This window comes from Acidovorax sp., assembly GCF_046314175.1.
GTDB lineage: Bacteria > Pseudomonadota > Gammaproteobacteria > Burkholderiales > Burkholderiaceae_C > Acidovorax.
The window spans coordinates 64,223-83,509 of the sequence record NZ_JBKBXG010000005.1; the positions used below are offsets into that span (position 1 = coordinate 64,223).

The 19,287-nt window shown below is 67.8% G+C and carries 13 protein-coding genes; 7 read left to right on the forward strand and 6 right to left on the reverse strand.

The features are described from left to right. The first annotated feature begins 21 nt into the window (after positions 1-21). From ACK4OE_RS02630 to ACK4OE_RS02650, 5 genes are all read left to right on the forward strand, one after another. Positions 22-2,916, forward strand: coding sequence for a DUF2339 domain-containing protein (locus ACK4OE_RS02630; protein ID WP_409882803.1), 2,895 nt, complete (start codon positions 22-24; stop codon positions 2,914-2,916). Beyond that, positions 2,913-4,400, forward strand: a complete 1,488-nt coding sequence (locus ACK4OE_RS02635) for a DUF3999 domain-containing protein (RefSeq protein WP_409882804.1) — start codon at positions 2,913-2,915, stop codon at positions 4,398-4,400. Before ACK4OE_RS02630 ends, ACK4OE_RS02635 begins: the two co-directional genes overlap by 4 nt. A 109-nt stretch (positions 4,401-4,509) precedes the next feature. After that, positions 4,510-6,291 carry an MFS transporter gene (locus tag ACK4OE_RS02640; protein WP_409882805.1) on the forward strand — a complete coding sequence of 594 codons (1,782 nt, stop codon included), beginning with the start codon at positions 4,510-4,512 and terminating at the stop codon, positions 6,289-6,291. Positions 6,292-6,364: 73 nt separating this feature from the next. Further along, the gene (locus tag ACK4OE_RS02645; protein ID WP_409882806.1) at positions 6,365-6,829 is read left to right on the forward strand and encodes a bifunctional diaminohydroxyphosphoribosylaminopyrimidine deaminase/5-amino-6-(5-phosphoribosylamino)uracil reductase RibD; all 465 of its coding nucleotides are present in this window, start codon (positions 6,365-6,367) and stop codon (positions 6,827-6,829) included. Next, on the forward strand, positions 6,826-7,272 hold the full coding sequence (locus ACK4OE_RS02650) for a hypothetical protein (protein ID WP_409882807.1): 447 nt from the start codon (positions 6,826-6,828) through the stop codon (positions 7,270-7,272). Before ACK4OE_RS02645 ends, ACK4OE_RS02650 begins: the two co-directional genes overlap by 4 nt. Before the next feature lie 76 nt (positions 7,273-7,348). Here ACK4OE_RS02650 and ACK4OE_RS02655 read toward each other — a convergent pair whose 3' ends face one another. Both ACK4OE_RS02655 and ACK4OE_RS02660 read right to left on the reverse strand, forming a co-directional pair. Then, positions 7,349-9,325 carry a DUF2868 domain-containing protein gene (locus ACK4OE_RS02655; RefSeq protein ID WP_409882808.1) on the reverse strand — a complete coding sequence of 659 codons (1,977 nt, stop codon included), beginning with the start codon at positions 9,323-9,325 and terminating at the stop codon, positions 7,349-7,351. A 75-nt stretch (positions 9,326-9,400) separates the two neighbouring features. Continuing rightward, positions 9,401-10,636, reverse strand: coding sequence for a murein transglycosylase A (locus tag ACK4OE_RS02660; protein WP_409882809.1), 1,236 nt, complete (start codon positions 10,634-10,636; stop codon positions 9,401-9,403). Between ACK4OE_RS02660 and ACK4OE_RS02665 the strand changes: the two genes are divergently transcribed. Together ACK4OE_RS02665 and ACK4OE_RS02670 are read left to right on the forward strand one after the other, a co-directional pair. Next, on the forward strand, positions 10,569-10,715 hold the full coding sequence (locus tag ACK4OE_RS02665; RefSeq protein ID WP_409882810.1) for a hypothetical protein: 147 nt from the start codon (positions 10,569-10,571) through the stop codon (positions 10,713-10,715). The genes ACK4OE_RS02660 and ACK4OE_RS02665 overlap by 68 nt on opposite strands. Positions 10,716-10,903: 188 nt before the next feature. Next, a complete protein-coding gene (locus ACK4OE_RS02670) occupies positions 10,904-11,551 on the forward strand; it encodes an OmpA family protein (RefSeq protein WP_409882812.1) in 648 nt (215 codons plus the stop codon). Positions 11,552-11,606: 55 nt separating this feature from the next. Here the strand turns inward: ACK4OE_RS02670 and ACK4OE_RS02675 are convergent, their stop codons facing one another. Genes ACK4OE_RS02675 through ACK4OE_RS02690 form a run of 4 tightly spaced genes read right to left on the reverse strand, consistent with a single transcriptional unit; the run spans position 11,607 to position 19,277 of the window. Beyond that, positions 11,607-12,236: a response regulator transcription factor gene (locus ACK4OE_RS02675; protein ID WP_409882814.1), complete on the reverse strand. Its 630-nt coding sequence runs from the start codon at positions 12,234-12,236 to the stop codon at positions 11,607-11,609. Then, positions 12,236-14,278, reverse strand: coding sequence for a two-component system sensor histidine kinase NtrB (locus ACK4OE_RS02680; protein WP_409882815.1), 2,043 nt, complete (start codon positions 14,276-14,278; stop codon positions 12,236-12,238). The genes ACK4OE_RS02675 and ACK4OE_RS02680 overlap by 1 nt, the downstream gene beginning before the upstream one ends. Further along, positions 14,275-15,090 (reverse strand): carbon-nitrogen hydrolase family protein, encoded by an 816-nt coding sequence (locus ACK4OE_RS02685; protein WP_409882816.1) that lies wholly within the window; start codon positions 15,088-15,090, stop codon positions 14,275-14,277. Before ACK4OE_RS02685 ends, ACK4OE_RS02680 begins: the two co-directional genes overlap by 4 nt. Then, positions 15,087-19,277, reverse strand: coding sequence for a YhdP family protein (locus tag ACK4OE_RS02690; protein WP_409882817.1), 4,191 nt, complete (start codon positions 19,275-19,277; stop codon positions 15,087-15,089). The genes ACK4OE_RS02685 and ACK4OE_RS02690 overlap by 4 nt, the downstream gene beginning before the upstream one ends. Positions 19,278-19,287 lie beyond the last annotated feature (10 nt).

Here is a 19,287-nt window from a genome sequence, read left to right on the forward strand (position 1 = left end):
CCCAATGAGGGAGCAGGCGGCATGATCATCTGGGGAATTTTTTGGGGCGCGGTGCTGGGCTCGTGGTTTGGCGGCTACGGCGATTTCGGGCCCTTTGTGGGCGGCATCCTGGGCTTTTTCGCCGGGTTATCGCTACGCTGGGCGATCCGATCTGCCATCCGCACCGAGCTGCAGACGCAGGCCGCGAAGTCCGTCGCCAAGCCTGATGTGGCGGCCGCCCAGGCGGCGCCGCCGGTCGTGAATGCGCCTGTGCCGCAAGTGCCACCTCCCGTTGCCAGCGGAAAACCTGTGGCGGAGGACGATGCGTTCTGGGCGGGCGCGTCCACGAGACAAGGGCTGCCCCAAGCCCCAGCCTCGACGCCGGTGCTTCCCCGCACCGATGCACCCCGCAAGCCCTCCCGGCCCGACCCCGTCGAGCAGGCGGTGCTGGCGGCCAAAAACTGGTTCCTCGGCGGCAACACCATCGTGCGCGTGGGCCTGGTAATCCTGTTCATCGGCCTCTCGTTCCTTGCCCGCTATGCCGCTTCTGCGGGCCTGTTCCCCGTGGAGTTGCGCCTGGCCGCCATCGCCGGGGTGGCCATTGCGCTGCTGGTGGTGGGCTTTCGCAAGCGCGCCGACAAGCCTGGTTTTGCGCTGGCCCTGCAGGGCGGAGGCGTGGCCATCATGTACCTCACCGTGTTTGCGGCCTTCCGGCTCTACGGGCTGCTGCCGCCGATGCTGGCGTTTGGGCTGATGATCGCGGTCTGCGCTGCCAGCTGCGCATTGGCGCTGCTGCAGGACTCGCGCGCACTTGCCGTGGCTGCGTTTGCCGGTGGCTTTGCCGCACCCATCCTGCTGTCCACGGGTCAAGGCAGCCATGTGGGCCTGTTCAGCTACTACATGTTGCTCAACCTGGCCATTCTCTTCATTGCCCACCAGCGCTCCTGGCGCGTGCTCAACGTGGTGGGTTTCATCGCGACCTTCGGCGTTGCCTCGGCCTGGGGCGTGCTGCGGTACGTGCCGGATCAGTACGCCAGCACCCAGCCGTTTCTTGCGGGCTTTGTGCTGATCTATCTCTTCACCGCCATCCTCTACGCGCGCAACACGCCCACCAAACTGGGCAATGCGGTCGACACCATGCTGGTGTTTGGCACGCCGCTGATCGGCTTTGGTCTGCAGGCCGGGCTGGTGCAGCCGTTCGAGCTGGGTGCGGCCTTCTCGGCGCTGGCTTTTGCTGCGCTGTACCTGGTGACCGCGATGGTGCTGGTGCGCCGCGCGCACGGCAGCTATCGCCTGTTGACTGAATGCTTCATCGCCATTGGCGTCGGCTTTGCCACGCTGGCCGTGCCGCTGGCGCTGGACGCCCAATGGACGTCTGCAGTGTGGGCGCTCGAAGGCGCAGGTGCATTTTGGGTCGGCATGCGCCAGGCCCGCTGGATGCCGCGCGCCTTTGGGCTTTTGCTGCAGGGTGTGGCCATGCTGGCTTTCATGGGCAGCGTCAACAATCTGTCGCCGCTGCCGCTGGTCAACCCGGCCTTCATGGGCGCATTGCTGATCGCGCTGCCTGCGCTGCTGCTGGCCTGGTGGCTGCGCAAGCCGCTGCCGCACAGCGGCTCGGCCTGGGCACAGGGCTATGCCAAGTTGGAGGCGCAGCTGTCCAGCCCGGCCTATCTGTACGGCTTTGCGTGCTGGTGCCTGGCCTGGATGCTGGAAATCACACGCAGCGTGCCCGCCGCAGAAGCGGGCCAATGGCCGGTGCCGGTGTTCACAGACCGCATCGCCGGGTTGCTGATCATGCTGACCGTGGTGCTGAGCGCCGCCCTGTCGATGCTGCTGGGTTTGCGGGCCCGCTGGGCCGTGGCCACCTGGCCGGCGCGCGGCACCATCGCCGTGTTGGCGCTGGGCTTTATCGTGCAGGTGGCCGACGGCCATCGCGTGCTGTCCACGCCCGCCTGGGCCGTGTGGCTGGCGGTGCTGGCGCTGCATGTGTGGATGCTGCGGCAGACGGACCGCCTGCAGGCGGCGGCCGAACCTGGCGGCAACACCGCGGCGGGTACTGCGCCTTTCGGCGGGTTCCATGCCGCCACCGCGTGGCTGGTGACCTTTCTGCTGGCCGACTGCCTGTGGTCGGGCATCGGCAAGGCCGAGCTGTGGCGCACCTCGTGGGCCGGTGTGGTCATGCTGGTCAGCGCCATTGCAGTGTTGATGCTGCTCGCACTGTGGGCGGGCCGTGGCAACCGGCCCGCCGCGCGCGCGGCGCTGCCCTGGCCCCTCAACCCGCATGCCCAGGCCTACTACTGGCTGGCGGCCCTGCCGCTGGCGGTGTTGGTGTTCTGGGGCGCGCTGCTGGCCGCAGTGCATTCGTCGGGCCACACGGCGCCGCTGCCCTACATCCCGCTGCTCAACCCGACCGACCTGACGCTGGCCCTGGCGCTGGGCAGCCTGGTGTTCTGGCGGCGCGTGCTGGTGTCGGCGCTGCCGCCCCCAGCCCGGTCAGCCTGGGTCACCGGGCGCCATGCGCTGGTGGCGTTGGCGGTGCTGGCGTTCATCATGATCAACACGGTGTGGCTGCGCGTGGCCCACCACTTCTTTGCCGTGCGCTGGGATGCGTCGGCGCTGTTCGACAGCTTTGTCGTGCAGACCGGCTACGCCATCCTGTGGACACTGCTAGCGCTCAGCATGATGGTGCTGGCGCACCGCCGTGTGCAGCGGCCGCTGTGGCTGGTGGGCGCGGGCCTGCTGGGGCTGGTGGTGGTCAAGCTGCTGATGATCGATCTGTCCAATGCCGGCGGTGCAGAACGCATCATTGCCTTCATCGCGGTGGGCGTTTTGATGCTGGTGGTGGGCTACTTCGCGCCGCTGCCGCCCAAGGCGGCAGCCCGTGCGGAGCCTGAAACGCCACCGGTGGCCCCGGCGGAACAGGAGATGCCCTCATGAAACCTGTCTCTCTGAACCTGTCCGCGTTGCTGGCCGCTGCCGCCCTGTTCTTTTCCGCCGGTGTGGTCCAGGCGGCGGCCGATGCCAACAGCTCTGCTGCCTATGCCATTCGCATCCCCGTTGCGCTGGCGGCCGATGCGCCGCTGCAGCGCGTCATGCTGCCCGCCGAGGTGCTGGTGCGCCTGCAAAGCCCGGCTTATGCCGATGTGCGCCTTTTCAACGGCGCAGGCCAGCCCGTGCCCATGGCCCTGGCCGGTGTGGCGGCGGCCAGCGCGCAAGAGGAATCAGTGGCCTTGCCCGCTTATCCCATCCTGGGCGCTGCCAGCACGGCGGAGACGGCCGGGCTGGAAGGCCTGTCGCTGCGCATCGAGGAGCGCCAAGGCCAACGCGTGGTGCAGATCGACACCAACGGCACGGCAGGCGCAGCAGGCGCTGTTGCCCCACAAACCGTTCGGGGCGCATTGCTCGATGCGCGCAGCCTCCAGCTGCCCGTGGTCCGCATGGCGCTGGACGCCGATTGGCCCGCGGGCCAGCCGGTGACCTTCCAGGTGCAGGCCAGCAAAGACCTCAAGCAGTGGCGGCCGCTGGCCGAGACCGTGCTCTACCGCGCTGACGCCGCTGCAGCACCCACAGCCCCGGGCCGCCTGGGCAACGAGCAGATGGACCTGCACCGGGCAGACCTGAAAGACCACTACCTGCGCGTGACCTGGGGCGACGCCGCCGTGACGCTGCGCGGTGCCACGCTGGTCACTTCGCGGGGCACGGGCCCGCGCGAGCGCGTCAGCGCCAGCATGGCCGCGCCCGCCCTCGTCAACCCGCGTGAATTGGTGTTTGCGCTGCCGTTTGCCACGCCGCTCGCCGCGCTCAAGATCACGCCGCAAGGCAGCAATGTGCTGATTCCTGTGCGTGTGCTGGGCCGCAACCATCGTGAACAGCCCTGGTCGCCCCTAGCGAGCGCCGTGGCCTACAAGATGGTCACCGGGGGGAAGGAGCAGAGCAACGCACCGATCGAGCTTGGTGGGGCCTCGGTGCGCGAGGTCAAGATCGAAGCCGACGCCAGGTCGCCGGGCTTTGCAGCAGCGCCCGAACTGGCGCTGCAGTTCGAGCCCGCACAGCTCGTCTTCCTGGTCAGCGGGCAGGGTCCGTTTACTTTGGCGGGCGGGCTGCCGGGTGCCTCGGCGGCGGCCAGTGCGTTTTTGCCCCTGGCCAGCCTGGTGCCGGGTTACCAGCCCGCACAGGAAAACACGCTGCCCGTGGCGCTGGCGGATGTGGCCCGTGCCGACATCACCGGTGGGCAACCGGCGGGCGGCGTGCAGGTGGCTGCAACGGCGGCCAGCGACGGCGTGTCCCTGCGCAGCTGGGTGCTGTGGGGCGTGCTGCTGGCAGGCGTTGGCGCGCTGGGGCTGATGGCCTGGCTGCTGCTGCGGCAGACAAAAAAGCAGGCGGGCGTGGCGGCTGATGTGCCGCCCGATGCGGCTCCCTGACGTCAGCACCGGAACGCTCCGGTCATGATGCTGGTGGGGCCCCGTCTGGCCCGTGGCTTTTCGGTGCGGTACGCGCAGTGCCGCTCTAACCGTCGCACAATGCAAGGACATGCCACCTTTGCCGTCCCACGAAAGTACGCGCAGCATTGCGCCCCCCACCTCCCCTGGCGCGAACCCGGCACCTGATGCTGCTGCGCAGCAGCCACCCGCAGAGAGCGCCGAGGGTGCAAAAGCCGCCGCAGCCGACCGCGCGGCCCTGGCGCAGGGCACCGAGGAATCCGTAGCCGCCCAGCTCGACCAGAGCGCGGCGCAGCTGAGCCAGGCCGCTTCGCTCTCCCCCTTTGCCCCTTTGTCGGTGCCCGTGTTCCGCATGCTCTGGCTCACCTGGGTGGTGGCCAATACCTGCATGTGGATGAACGACGTGGCGGCGGCCTGGCTGATGACCACGCTCACCACCTCGCCCATCCTTGTGGCGCTGGTGCAGTCGGCGTCCACGCTGCCGGTGTTCTTGCTGGGCCTGCCCAGCGGTGCGCTGGCCGATATCCTGGACAGGCGCCGCTACTTCATCGCCACGCAGTTCTGGGTGGCGGCCGTGGCGCTGGTGCTGTGTGGCTTCATCCTGGCCGGGGGCATGACCGCGCCGCTGCTGCTTGCGCTCACGTTTGCCAACGGCATTGGCCTGGCCATGCGCTGGCCGGTGTTTGCCGCCATCGTGCCCGAGCTGGTCAGCCGCGCGCAGCTGCCAGCCGCCTTGGCGCTCAACGGCGTGGCCATGAACGCCTCGCGCATCATCGGCCCGCTGCTGGCGGGCGCCATCATTGCCAGCGCGGGCAGCGCCTGGGTGTTTGTGCTCAATGCGGTGCTGTCGGTGGCCTCGGGACTGGTCATCATGCGCTGGAAGCGCACCCACGTGCCCAGCCCGCTGGGCCGCGAAAAGCTGCCCAGCGCCATGCGTGTGGGCCTGCAGTTCGTGCGCCAGTCACCGCGCATGCGGGCGGTGTTGTGGCGCATCTCCATCTTCTTTTTGCACGCCACCGCGTTGCTGGCCCTGCTGCCACTGCTGGCCAAGGGGCTGGAAGGCGGCGGTGCGGGCACGTTCACTTTGCTGCTGGCGTCCATGGGCGCAGGGGCTATCACCGCCGCCATGTTCTTGCCGCGCCTGCGCCAGGCCATGGCGCGCGATGTGCTGGTGATGCGCGGCACTATCCTGCAGGCCGTGGCAACCGGCGTGATGGCCGTCGCCCCCAATGTGTATGTGGCCGTGCCCGCCATGTTTGTGGGCGGCATGGCATGGATCACCACGGCCAATTCGCTGAGCGTGTCGGCCCAGCTGGCGCTGCCCAACTGGGTGCGCGCGCGCGGCATGTCGATTTACCAGATGGCCATCATGGGCTCCACCGCACTGGGTGCCGCAGTGTGGGGCCAGGTGGCCACGGTGAGCAATGTGCACATCAGCCTCGGGATCGCCGCCGCCACGGGCGTGGTGGCCATGGCGCTGGTGCAGCGCCTGGTGGCCGACCGCAGCATGGAAGAAGACCTCAGCCCCTCGCGCGCCTTCAAGGCGCCCGTGGCCGACGTGCCGCCTGGGGCGGGGCACTTGGTGGTCACCATCGAATACTTCATCGACCCTGCCCGCGCCGCCGAATTTCGCGCCGTGATGCAGGAAAGCCGCCGCAGCCGCCTGCGCCAGGGCGCCCTGGGCTGGCAGCTGCTGCACGACATCAGCCAGCCCGCGCGTTATGTGGAGCGCATCGAGGACGAGTCGTGGACGGAGCACCTGCGCCGCTTCGACCGCGTGACCGCCTCGGACGTGGCGCTGCGCGACCGCAAGCTGGCGTTCCATGTCGGCGATGCGCCACCCCGGGTGACCCGGTGGTCGGTGGAGACCTGAGAGGCGCTGGCTGAATAACAATAGCGGCCTTGCCCCAATACAAGGGTATGCCCTCCATCCAACGCTCGCCACCATGTCTGCATCCGACGAAGATTTCATGCGCCTTGCCCTGGCAGAGGGCCGCAAAGCACTGCCCGCCTGCCTGCCTAACCCGCCCGTGGGTTGCGTGTTTGTGAAGGACGGACAAGTGATTGCGAGCGGTTTCACCCAGCCGCCCGGGCAGCACCACGCCGAGGCCATGGCGTTGTCTCTGGTGCCCGGCGACCTGGCCGATGTGGTGGCCTACGTCACGCTGGAGCCGTGTTCGTTTCACGGCCGCACGCCGTCGTGCGCCAAGGCGCTGGTGGCACGCGGCATACAGCGTGTGGTCGTTGCCATGCGCGACCCCGACCCGCGCAACGCGGGCGCGGGGATCGACATCCTCAAGGCGGCGGGCGTGGAGGTGACGGTGGGCGTGCTGGAGCCGAGCGCGGTGGACGACATGGGCGCGTACCTTGCCGGGGGCGCGGGCCCTGCAACCGTTGGGGAAGGCGCATGACCCGCCTCAACCGTTCCCTGGTCCTGTGTCTCGCGTTTGCGGCACCGTGGGCCCACGCCGTCAGTGCCGACCCCTCCCTGCTTGGCTGCTGGCGCGCCACCAAAATTGTTCTGTATGTGCAGGACGGCTCCAAGGCCGAAGACACCTCGGGCCGTTGCACGCTCCAGTTCAAGCAAACGCAGTTTGAATCCGTCTGCAAGACCAGCACTGGCACGGCCACCACCACCTACCGGTATCAGGTCATACGGCCCCAGGTGTACGCGGCCACCATGGCCACCAGCACGTTCAAGACGGACATGATCGGCTCCACGCGCGAGTACGACTACCGCATCGAAGGCGACCAGCTGCGCACCGTCAGCGTGCCGCCCGCCAAGCCGCCCGAGCCCCCGGCGGTGGCGGCTCCACGGGTGGAGACCGAAGCGGAACGGACGCCTTGCTTGTAGAGATTGGGAGGAATCCTAAATTGATAGCTGCTAGCGCTTTGCCAATAAGCGCTAGAGGTCAAAAACGTTCGAAATTTCAGGCCGATGGGCCTGGGGCTGCGGTAATGGTTGAGCCGCTGCCCTCTGGCGCAAAGCTGCGCCGCAGAATCCCGCCCAGCATGGTGTGCAGCAGCGCCTGCACCGCATCGTCATCGCCCGGTCCGGTGTGCTTCAACGCAGCCGCCAGCGCGTCGCCATGGGCGGCCACGGTGCCGGTGACTTCGGCGCGCCAGCGCGCGGCCAGCTCGGCCGCATCGCCCGGTGGCACGCGCTGATGGTGCGCAATGACGAGGTAGTGGGTACACGCCGCCTCGGCTGCGTGGCGCAGCAGGTGGTGGGGGTTGTTGTCCCCGTCGCCCCTCTTCTGAAACGAGCGCAGCACCCAGGCGGTGGTGCCGCCCAGCAGCGCGCCCAGGGCGGTGCCCGCGCCCAGCGTCAGGCCGCCGGTGCCCACGTCGATCAACGCACCGGCCTTGGCGCCCGCCACTGCACCTGCGGCGGCACCGGCGGAGGTGCCCACTGCCAAAGCGGTTGTGTCGGCACGGCGGGGTGCAGGCAACGGGGTGGTGTCGCGCTGCGGTGCGGGGTTTTGCTGAGTGGGCGCGGGCGGCTGGCCGTGCAGGGCGCGCAGAGTGGTGTCGAGCGCCTGCACCTGCTCTGCGTACCGGGATTGCTGGGCAGTGGCGTCGCCGGGGGCCAAGTTGGCACAGGCGCGCAGGTGCTGAGCCAGCGCCTGCAGCGATTGGCGAAAGCGCTGCTCGCTGTGCTCCACCCACGCTGCGCGCAGCCGGGCCAGCGCGTGGGCCTGCGCGGGCAGTGCGGTGGCCAGTCGGTCAAACATCACGGGCTCTAGCACCCAGCTGGCGCCGAAGGCCTCCCAGCGCAGGGCCAGCCGGGGCGCGGCCTGCCAGGCGGTCGGCACGGCGTCGGTGGCCCACGCCAGCACGGCGTCCACCGGCTGGCGCGCATCGCCAAACTGCAAGTGGTCGCCCTGCGTGGTCTGCACCTGTGCGCCCTGCAGCACGTCGGCCTGTGGGCCGTGCAGGCCAATCACGAGGTCGCCCGGTAGTGCGGCGCGCAACGCGTCAAAAGCGGCATCGTCCAAGTCGATGTGGCCTTGCCACCGCGCCTCGCTCCAGCGTGCCCAGGCCGCCAGCGCCAGCCGCGGCAGCACCACGGCCAACACCAGCAGGCCCACGTACATCCACACCCAGCGGTTGCCGGCGGCGCCCTCACCCGCAAAATTCTGCGTGGCCGCAATCTCCTGCAGCGTGAAGGGCGTGGCGCCAAACAGCACCGTCAGCGGCCAGAACAGCACCGAGACGATGGCGTGCACCTGCGTGGCGTCGAGAAACGTGCTCTCCCAACCGAACTGGTAGCGCACCACCAGACCGCGCAGCACCAGTGACAGCGCAATGCCCGCAGCCCAGGCCGCCGCACACAGGTGCAGCACACGCGCCGCGCGCTGCGCCAGCACGTCGGAGGCATGCGTTACCCAGCGCACATGGAAGTCCGCCGCAATGCGCGCGGCCAGCCCGCGGCCCGGGCGGCTGAAGAAGCGCAGGCCCTGCAGCCACGCGCCTGGACCGGACGGGCGCCATGCCTGCCAGGCCATGAGCAGGTACACGCACAGATTCCACGCCAGCACGATGAGCAGTGGGGGCGAGAGCAAGTCCACCCGGTGTGCGTTGGCGATGCGGTCTACGGCCAGGCCCATCAGCAAGGCCAGCAGCGGCAGGCCGCGCGCCAGCCAGCGCCAGTGCACGGCGGGTTCACGCAGCGCGGCCACGGCGGTGTCGCGGCCACTGGCACGCTGGGCGATGGTGCGCGCGCGCTCCAGCACCACATCGCCCGCACCCACACGCTGCAGCACGCCGCGCTGGTGGGCGGCGGCCACGGCGCTGCGCGTGGCGTCGTCCCAGTCGGCCTGGCTGACAAGGGTGCGCCCGGTGTCCACCTGTTCGATGGCCTGGGCGAGCAGCACGGCGCGCAACTGGGGCTCTGTCACGCGCATGAAAACTCCTGTTTTAATAGCGGTTAGCGCTTGTCGGATAAGCGCTAGAGCCATATTTGACCAATATTCTGGTCATCATTTGGGCCACAACACCCACAGACGCAAGCCCTGCTTGAGGCGCCCTGCAATGTCACCCGCCTCTTGCCCCCACCCGGTAAAGAAGTCCGCGCGCACGGCACCCAGGATGGCGCTGCCCGTGTCCTGCGCCAGCACCATGCGGCTCAGTTGCACCTGCGGCCCGCTGGACGCCAGCCAGACCGGGGTGCCGTACGGAATGCTCTGGCGGTCCACCGCGATGGAGCGGCCCGGCGTGAGCGGCACGCCCTGCGCTCCCCGGGGCCCGAACTCGGCGTCCAGACCGCTCAACGGCTCCTCGCGAAAGAACACGTAGCGCGGGTTGCTCCACAGCAGCTCATTGGTGCGCTGGGGGTTGGCCGCCAGCCAGGCGCGGATGCCGGGCCAGGTGGCGTCGCGCGTCAGGTTCTGGTCCAGCAGCCAGCGGCCCACGCTCTGGTAGGGCTGGTCGTTGGTGCCCGCGTAGGCCACACGCACGGTGGACACCGACCCGTCGGCCTCGGTAATGCGCAGGCGGCCCGAGCCCTGGATGTGCAGCACCATCGATTCGACCGGGTCGCGCAGCCAGGCGATGGCGCGGCCCTGCAGGGCGGCCTGGGCCTCGGGCAGCGTTTCGATCTGCTGGCGCGTGTACCAGGGCTTGCGGCTGCCCAGCGTGGCGGGGGTGCGGTACACCGGCACGGTGTAGCCGTTGCCGGGCTGGCGCGTGCCCTCCATCATGGGTTCGTAGTAGGCGGTCAGCAGGCCCTCGGGATTGCCGTCGAGTGCCTCGACGCGGTACGGCTGCAGCCGCGCGACGAGCCAGGCGCGTTGCTCGTCGGGCGTGGCAATGCTCAGCTGGCGCACTTCGCTGCACAGCACGGTGAAAGGTGGTTGGGGCCGCTCGCAGCTTTTGATCCAGGCGTTCCAGGCTTCGTGCAACGGGTCTTGCGTAAAGCCGGGTAGCTCGGCCCAGCGCACGGGGATCCAGCGGCTTTTGGCCTGCGCCAGCGGTGGCGGCAGCGGGCCGGTGTCGCCCGGCAGCACCACCGTGCCCGCTGTCGGGGGCGGGGGGATGGCCGAGGGGATGACCGTGGGGCGGGAGGGGCTTGGCGCGGGCGGGGTGGAGCAGGCGGCCAGCGTTCCTACAATCAGCGCCGTTCCCACAGCGCGCAGGAGTGTCAATTTCATGGGTCTGATTTTGCTTGAAGCGCTGCTGGCGCTGGTGTTGCTGGTGGCTATTGTTTGGTGGACCATGTTTTCGGGTCGTAAAGGCGGGGAGCTGAAAGTCCCACCGAAAGACGACGATGCCCCGCCCCCGCCCCCTGCCTCCTGAAGGATTCACCCAATAGGGGGTCAACAGCGGTCCTGTCCTACAAGCATTGGGCGACAGAGCCGATGGTGTGCTGGCCACTGCCCCGCCACGATGGCGGTAGCTGGGCAGCCACCCTGTGCGGAGAGGTTGCCGCCACCGGTGGGCACTTGCCCCGGACGCCCGGCACTGAATCTTCAAGGAGCACACACATGCGCAAACACATTCTTATCGGTGCCACTGCCGTCATCGTTCTGGCCACCGGCTGCGCCAGCATGGACGACACCCAGCGCCGCACGGCCACCGGCGCAGGCGTTGGCGCGCTGGCAGGTGCTGTCATTGGCTCCGCCACCGGCGGCAATGCAGGCACAGGTGCGGTGGTGGGTGCAGGCGTGGGCGCTTTGGGCACCTACATCTGGTCGCAGAACATGGAGCGCCAAAAGCGCGACATGGAGCAGGCCACCCAAGGCACCGGCATCGCAGTCACGCAGACGGCGGACAACCAGCTCAAGCTCAATATCCCGAGTGACATCTCGTTTGCCGTGGGCCGCTCGGACATTCAGCCCAACTTTGCGCCGGTGCTCGACCAGTTTGCTGCCAGCCTGCGCAACAACCCGAACGCGGACGTGCGCATCGTTGGCCACACCGACAGCACGGGCAGCGACGCCATCAACAACCCCCTGTCGATGGACCGCTCGGCCAGCACCCGCAGCTATCTGGCGGCCCGGGGCGTGGACGGCCGCCGTATCGCCATTGATGGCATGGGCTCGCGTTACCCCATCGCCACCAATGACACGGCCGATGGTCGTTCGCGCAATCGCCGGGTAGAGATTTTTGTGGGCGAACGCCCCCGCGGCTAATCGTGCAGTATGGGTTTTTTGCTGCCGCATCGCGCGGCAGCGGGCCCTTTACCCATCAATGCCCGGTGCGCAGTAGGTTGGCCAGTTCCACGGCCGACTTGACCTGCATCTTGTCGAACACGCGTGAGCGGTGGACCTCCACCGTGCGCACGCTGATGTCGAGCTGATCGGCGATCAGCTTGTTGGGCAAGCCTCCCACCACGAGGTCCATCACATCGCGCTCGCGTTCTGTCAGGTCAGAGAGGCGCACCTGCAGGTCACTGCGCTCGCGCACCTCCGCCAGGCGCTCTGCCGACTGGGCCAGCGCCTGCTCGATGCGGTCTACCAATGCGTTGTCTGAAAAAGGCTTCTCGCAAAAGTCGAACGCCCCCCGTTTGACGGTGTCCACTGCGGTGGGCACGTCAGCATGGCCCGTCAAAAATATCACCGGCATCGTGGCCAGGTCGCCACGCACCGCCAACAAATCAAACAATGCCAGCCCGCTCATGCCGGGCATGCGCACGTCCAGCAGCAAGCAGCAAGGCTGGCGCTGCGCCGGGCGGCTGGTGAGCATCGCGTCGAACGCTTCGGCGCTGTCGAACGACTCGCTGGGCAGTCTGCGTGAACGCAGCAGCCACGCCAGGGCCTCGCGCACGCTGGCGTCGTCGTCCACGATATACACGGTGGCGTTGGTGATGGGTTCCATCAGATGTCGGGCGAAGGTGGGATGAGGGGCAGGGTGAAGGTGAATACCGTACCACGCGGCTCGTGGGGCGCAAATCCGAGAAAGCCGCCGTGCTGCTCGATCACGGTGCGGCACATGCTCAGGCCCAGGCCCATGCCTTCAGCACGCGTGGTGAAAAAGGGTGTGAAGAGTTTTTCTGCCACGTCGGGGGCAATGCCTGTGCCGATGTCGGTCACCGCAAATTCCATCCAGCCGCTGTGCTGGTTTGAGGCCTTGCTACGCACCCGGATGTCCAGCACACGGGTACGAATGCCGGGGTCATCCATGGCCTGCATGGCATTGCGGGCCAGGTTCAGCAGCACCTGTTCGACCATGGTGCGGTCACACAGCGTGGCAGGCAGTCCGGGCTCGACCGTGGTGTTTACACGCACCCCCAGCTTGCGCGCCTGCAGGATCACCAGCGGCAAGATGGCGTCCAGCAGCTGCTGTGCATGCACGGCCTCCCGGGCCTGGTCGCGGCGGCGCACAAAGTCGTGCACGCTTTTGATCACCTTGCCTGCGCGTTCCGCCTGCCGGGCGATCTGCTGCATGGCCATGCGCACGTCCTGCAGCTGTTCTGCATCGGCGGCAGTTGCCGGGGCCGATGTTTCCAGCAGGTTGATGGAGCCGGTGGCATAGCTGGAGATGGCTGCCAGGGGCTGGTTGAGTTCGTGGCTGAGCAGGGAGGCCATCTCGCCCACGGTGGCCAGGCGGGCGGTGGCCTGCAGGCGCTCTTGCGACGCGCGGGATATTTCCTCTACCCGCCGCTGCTCGCTAATATCCAGAAACGCGCTCATCCACCCCGTGTGCTGGCCCTGGGCGTTGATCAGCGGCGCCTCGATGATCAGCACCGGGAACCGGGTGCCGTCCTTGCGCATGAACACCGACTCGAAACCCTCGCGCGGCGGCACATGATGGCCCGCCAGGCGGATCTCTTGCCGCTGGCGGTATTCATCCACCAGTTCGGGGGGCCAGTACGGCGCCGAAACGCTCTGGCCCAGCAACTCCTGGGCGCCGAAGCCCACCATGGCGCAAAACGCGGGGTTCACATAGGTGATACGGCCTTCCAGGTCGCGCGCGCGCAGGCCGGTGACCAACGAGTCCTCCATCGCCTTGCGGAACGCCAGCGCATCGGCCAGATCGCGCTCTGCGCGCAGGCGGCGGCGGTTGTCGCGCACCAGCACCACCATGACCGTGACCAGAGCAATCGACATGGTGGTGACAAGGGCCGTCAGCACGTTGGGGAAGACGCTGGGCGCTGTGTGCCAGGTGTCCATGCGCAGCACCAGCGTACTGCCGGGCAGGTCAAGCAAGTGCTGCGCAGTGAACATGCGCGAGCCGCGGCGCGCGGCGCCCAGAACGGCCAGGCGTGTGCCGTCGGGCTCGGTGAATGAAGCTTCCTGGCTGCGCGTGAGGTTGTGCGCCACCAGATTGATGAGCACGTCCTGCAGCGAGTAGGTTGCTACCAGAAATCCCGTGTTGCGCCCGCCTGCGGTCAGCGGCAGGCACAACTCCATCATCTCAGAGCCCAGCCCATCGCCATGGGGCTGGAAGTAGCTGCTGGAATACGAGGGGCTGCTCAACCGGCGTGCATTGGCGCAGGCGATGGCCGAGTCGGACTGGTGGCTTTCGCGCAGGCGCGCGTCCCACGCCACGGGGCGGTAGGGGGACTGCGCGTGGGTGCGCAGGCGCATGGTGGGTTCACGCCATTCAAGGCGCACCAGTTCGCGGTTTTGGCGCAGCAGCTCGGCGGCCTCGATGTCCCAGGCCAGCTGGCCGGGGTCGCCCGCGTGCAGGGCTTGCAGGCTTTGCAGATTGCGGTTGAGCGCGACACGAATGTCGGACACCGCATCGGCCGTGTCGCGCTCCAGCCGGGTCTGCACCTGGCTGGCCTCGTAGCGCCCGGCCAGCCACACCATGGTGCCCAGCATGGACACGACCAGCAGCACCAGCGCTGTCCAGAGCGACCAGCGGCGCCAAGCACGCCGCCAGCGCAGCAACACAGTGAACCGGGACGCGGTCACAACACGCGGTGGGTCAGTGCTGGCAACTGCTGACGCACTGCACGGAGCCGGTCAGCGCCCAGTGTGCCCACCACAACACCTTCGCCTTGGTTCTGCTGGGCCAGCACGATGCCCCACGGGTCTATCAGCATGCTCTGGCCCCAGGTGTGGCGCCCATTCTCGTGCATGCCGCCTTGTGCGGGTGCCAGCACATAGGCCAGGTTTTCGACGGCGCGCGCGCGCAGCAGCACCTCCCAATGGGCCTGGCCGGTGGTGTGGGTGAAGGCGCTGGGCACCAGCATCAGGTCGGCGCCTGCGAGGGCATGCGCGCGGTAAAGCTCCGGAAACCGCAGGTCGTAGCAGACGGACAGGCCCACCCGCCAGCGGTGACCATCGCGCGCCTGCAGATCAAACTGCACCGGCGTGGCGCCCGCTTCGATGACACGGCTTTCGTCGTACTGCTCGCGGCCGTTGTCAAACTGAAAAAGGTGGATCTTGTCGTAGCGCGCCACACAGTCGCCCAGCGGGTTGAACACCAGGGTGGTGTTGTGCACACGGTCGGGGGTGGTGGTTTGCAGGGGCAAGGTGCCACCCACAACCCACATCTGCAGGGTGCGCGCCGTCGAGGCCAGAAACTGCTGAATCACTCCCTCGCCGTGGGCCTCCCGCAGCGCCAGCTTGTCGGTGTCCTTATGGCCCATGGTGCAGAAGTATTCGGGCAGCACGGCCAGCTCGGCGCCTTGGCTGGCGGCCTGCTCCAGCAGACCACGGGCAGACTGCAGGTTGGCCTTCAGCTGTGTGCCGGACACCATCTGGATCGCGGCAACTTTCATGAGGGTTCTCCGGTTCGGGGTGGGTTGGCGAGGGGGGCGGTTTCTGTGGTGGTGCCCGGTAGGGGCGCGGGCGCTGCCGATGCATCACGGCCCCGGCGGGCGATGCGCACGATGCGTGGGTCTGTCCAGGTGCCGTCGATGCGGAACTCCTGTGTGGCCGCTTCAATCAGCGGGCCGCGCAGGAACACCTGGGCCAGAAAACTGCCCAGGCCAATCACCGGGTTGATCGCCGTGGCCACCAGCGACGCAGTGAGTGCATTGATCTCGGGAATCACCACCACGCGCAGGTTTTGCGTCTCGTTGTCGATGCTGGCGCTGCCCTCCATCAGAACGGCGGCGTTCACACCTTTCATCTGCAGGTTGTTGGTGGTGGCCACACCCTGCTCTATGCGCACGTCGCCGCGCACAAAATCAAACGCAAACCCTTCGCTGAAAACGTCCCGGAAGTCCAGCGCCAGGCGCCGCGGCAGCGACTGCAGGCTCAGCACGCCCAGCAGCTTGGCAAGGCCCGGGTCGGCCTTGAGAAACTGGCCCGATTCGATGTTCAGGTTGATCTGCCCGGTCATGCTGCGGTAGTCGGGGCTGAACGGCGCGCCGAGCCAGGCCACCTGCCCTTCCATGCGGCCCTTGCCACGTTTGACAACGTCGGCCATGCCCATGCGGGCCAGCAGGTCGCCCGAATCGCGGATGTCGAGCTTGAAGTTGAGAACGGTGCGCCGTTCGGTCGCGCGTGGGCCCAGTCCGGCAGCGTTGAGCACTGCCCAGTTGCCATTGGCGGTGAAGCTGGCGTCGGGCGAAAGAACGTTGAATTTGGAGAGTCGCCATTCGCGCTGGGCGCCCTCGCCTCCACGGTTCTGGGCCTCCAGCTCCACCCGGCCCAGGCGCTTGCCGCGCAGCTCGAAGTCCTCCACCACAATGTCCACCGCAGGCAAGGTGCCCGGTTGCTCGTCCAGCAGCGACTCGACCTGTGTCACATCACTTTGCGGCATGTTGACCCGCGAGAGCCGGGCAAACAGGCGGCCGCTGGCGGCCTCGGGTGAGCCGGGTGGGCGGTATTCGAGGTAGCCGTTGAGTTCAGTGGCGTCCAGGTTGGCGCGCCACATTGTGCCTTCGCGCTGAGCGCCCGCCACCACGTTGTGCAAGGTGCGGCCCTGCAGCGTCAGTTCGCGCGTGCGCAGCGCCAGCGAGGTGGGTATGTAGTCCTGCGCGATGGGCGTGGTTTGCGCTTTGGAAACCTGGGCGTCCGTTGTGGCGCGGCCTGCGGGCGGTGCTTCTGCGGCCTGCGCTAGTACCTCTTCCCACGCATCCACATCGATCCTGCCCTGGTTGATGTTGGCAGCAACGCCCTGGGCAGGCATGGGGGCTGATTCGCCGCTGGCCAGCCCCAGCCCCACCGTGCCTCGCAGCACGCGGGCCTGGGTGCCACCTACGTCACGCACATAGGTGGCGGCACCGATGGCGCCCAGGTCCAGCGTCACCTGGTCGCGCAGCGGGGGGGCGCCTGCGCCGCTGTTGGCGGCAGAGCCATTGGCCAGACCGGTCAGGGATTCCCGCGTGACCTGCGTTTCGAAACGCAGCGGCAGGCTGCTTTCGGCACTCTTGCCCAGCGGCGCTGGCAGCGCCAGCGCCAGGCCTTGCAGGCTGGTCGATACCTGCAGCTCGGGCACCCCGCGGCGAAACGCCAGGGCCATGGTGTACGGCGCGCTGCCACTGGCGCGACGGGCCAGCTGCGCCAGCATGCCCAGTTGAGGAGTTTGTTGGAGTCCTTCTGCCGTGGCGGTGCCCTGTGCTCGCAGCTGCACGGCCGATTCGGTGGCGGGCGCATTGGCAGCAAGCGCCTTCATGCCGCCTTCCAGCCGCACGCTGCCGCCCAGCGCCTGCGCTTGCACGTTGTTGAGCGAAAAGCCTGTCTCGCTGAACTGCACCACGCCGCGTACACGGCTCAGCGCCGGGGTATCTGGCGTAATGCGCAATTCATTCCCGGCCAGGGTCACACTGCCTTGCACCTTTGATTTGTTGATGTCACTGATCGGAAGGCTCAGGCGCAACTGAAAGTCGGCATTGCCAGCGCCGCTGGCCTGGTCTAACGCGTTGCCCGTCATGCCGCCCAGGGGCGATGTGGTCATCAGTGTCAGCAGCTCGGCCAGGGGGCCGCGGGCATCCGCGTTGACTGCCACCACGGTGTGTTCCAGGTCGGGAATCCTCGCTTCCACCTTCGACAGGCGCAGCCCCTGCCGCCCTGCAAAGCTGCCACTGGCTCCCCGCACCTGCATGGACGACCGCTCAAAGATCAGCTCGCCGCCCAGCTCCGTCAGCGCGGGCCAGGGCAGGGTATTGGCGGGCTGCAATTGCGGCGGTACATAGGCGTAGGTCACATCCTTGACCCGGGCGGCGATGCGGAACTCGCCTTGTTTGGGGTCGTTGAAGGGCAGGTCGTGCAAGTCACCCTTTACACGGAACTGCACATTGCTGGCACTGCCCGCCACCACCGCATCACGCACATAGTGGCGCGACTCGTCTGGAATGGACAGCGGCAGGTAGCGGTGCACCCGCGTGCCATCCGCGCGGGTGAGAGTGCCGGTCAGGTCCAGCACCCCCGGAAAGCGGGAGCGGTGCGGCGTCTTGGTGGCGTCGCTGGTGTGCCAGGTGGCGCGCGCCTCGCCCTGCGCGTCGGCGTTGGCAAACTGCACGTCGTTGGCCTGTACCGCAATGCGCGTGCCTTCGATTTGCCAGCGGACGTCCGCGCTGAGGCGGTCCAAGGGCAAGAGGGGGTCTTCAAATACTCCCGGCAGCACCAGCGCTCCCGATGCCATGGTCAACGCGGCCTTGCCGCCGGACTGGGTCATGTCCAAGTCCACTGTGGCGCCACGAAGGCCCAGGTGGGTGGGAGCTGCCGCTGCAGCATCGCCGGCCAGCGCGAGGTCGCGGATGCGCCCGCGCACCTGGTACTGCTGCAGCTGGTCCAACGGGCCTTTCCAGCTGGCCTGTATTTCGTCCACTAGGCCCTTGGGTGCGTAAGTGCGTACGGCGTCGTGTGCCGTGGCCCCCAGCGGCAGGCGGCTGGCGATCTGGGCCAGGGCCGCAAGGTCCAGGCGGTCGGCGCGCAGCTCGCCTTGCTCGGGGGCTTTGCCCGAGGCCGAGGTGTGCACCAGCCGCAGATTGCCGCCGGGCCATACCAGGTCGTCATCCGTCTGAAACTGCAGCGCCTGCGTGGAGAACTCAAACCCACCGTTCAGGCGCCGCCCTCCCAGGCGCCCCTGGATGTTGGGCAGCACCAAGGCCTGTAGCTCGGGGGAGAGGGTGGTATTCACATCTGCCAGTGCCAGATCGGCTGTGCCGCCCACAATCTGGCCGCGCTGCACATCCGCCCAGGCGCGCAGCGCACCGCGGCCCTGGGCCACTTCAATGCCCACGTCGGCATGGTGGCGCAGCCGGGAGACATCGACCCGTGCAAAGTCCGCAAACAGCTGGCCGCTCCAGTGTTTCCAGTTGCCGTCTCGCGCGCGCAGCAGCGGCGCGCGGAAAAGCCCCACCACTGTAAAGCGGTCGCCCCATTCCTGTGGGGGCGTGGCATCCAGGCGCATGTGGTGGTGCCAGTTGCCATTGCGCAGCAGCAGGTCCACCTTCTCCAGGGCCAGTTCGGGCGCTTTGCGCTGTTCGTCCGTCCAGCGCACGGTGCCACCCTTGATGAACACCTCGCCCTGTGAAAACAGCCAGTCGGCCGCAGCATTGTTGTCACCCTGGTTTTCAGCGAAGGTAAGCCCTGCAATGTAGATACGGCCATCCGCCGCGCGGCGCATGTCCAGTTCGGGTCCTTCGATATACAGCTGCTCGAACCCGCCGTTGAGCAGCGAGCGCGGCGACAGCGCCACGACCACCCGCGGCAGGCGCAGTGCGGAGCGGCCCGAGGCATCCAGCAGCGCCACATCCGACAACTCGATGGACGGGATCAGGCCTTCTGTGTGCGCGGTGATGGCGCCGATCTGCACGGGAACCCCCAAAGCCCTTGCGGCATGCGCTTCTATCTGTGGGCGGAAATCACCGATTCGCGGCACAATCCAGCCATGAAGTGCCCCCCAAGCGATGGTCAGCAGCAGCCAGAAAGCCAGCAGCAAGCCCAGCGACCACCGCGCAAGACCTGCCACTATTTTGAGCAGGCGGGTGGGGTGAGGGATGGGATCGATCATGGTGGGGTTG

What these genes read in the sequence shown, in the direction of transcription:
- ACK4OE_RS02665 (WP_409882810.1), top strand. Translation starts at nt 10,569, where the DNA reads ATGGGTCTGATTTTGCTTGAAGCGCTGCTGGCGCTGGTGTTGCTGGTG.
- ACK4OE_RS02685 (WP_409882816.1), bottom strand. Translation starts at nt 15,090, where the DNA reads ATGAAAGTTGCCGCGATCCAGATGGTGTCCGGCACACAGCTGAAGGCC.
- ACK4OE_RS02660 (WP_409882809.1), bottom strand. Translation starts at nt 10,636, where the DNA reads ATGGTCCACCAAACAATAGCCACCAGCAACACCAGCGCCAGCAGCGCT.
- ACK4OE_RS02670 (WP_409882812.1), top strand. Translation starts at nt 10,904, where the DNA reads ATGCGCAAACACATTCTTATCGGTGCCACTGCCGTCATCGTTCTGGCC.
- ACK4OE_RS02655 (WP_409882808.1), bottom strand. Translation starts at nt 9,325, where the DNA reads ATGCGCGTGACAGAGCCCCAGTTGCGCGCCGTGCTGCTCGCCCAGGCC.
- ACK4OE_RS02635 (WP_409882804.1), top strand. Translation starts at nt 2,913, where the DNA reads ATGAAACCTGTCTCTCTGAACCTGTCCGCGTTGCTGGCCGCTGCCGCC.
- ACK4OE_RS02675 (WP_409882814.1), bottom strand. Translation starts at nt 12,236, where the DNA reads ATGGAACCCATCACCAACGCCACCGTGTATATCGTGGACGACGACGCC.
- ACK4OE_RS02630 (WP_409882803.1), top strand. Translation starts at nt 22, where the DNA reads ATGATCATCTGGGGAATTTTTTGGGGCGCGGTGCTGGGCTCGTGGTTT.
- ACK4OE_RS02645 (WP_409882806.1), top strand. Translation starts at nt 6,365, where the DNA reads ATGTCTGCATCCGACGAAGATTTCATGCGCCTTGCCCTGGCAGAGGGC.
- ACK4OE_RS02650 (WP_409882807.1), top strand. Translation starts at nt 6,826, where the DNA reads ATGACCCGCCTCAACCGTTCCCTGGTCCTGTGTCTCGCGTTTGCGGCA.
- ACK4OE_RS02690 (WP_409882817.1), bottom strand. Translation starts at nt 19,277, where the DNA reads ATGATCGATCCCATCCCTCACCCCACCCGCCTGCTCAAAATAGTGGCA.
- ACK4OE_RS02640 (WP_409882805.1), top strand. Translation starts at nt 4,510, where the DNA reads ATGCCACCTTTGCCGTCCCACGAAAGTACGCGCAGCATTGCGCCCCCC.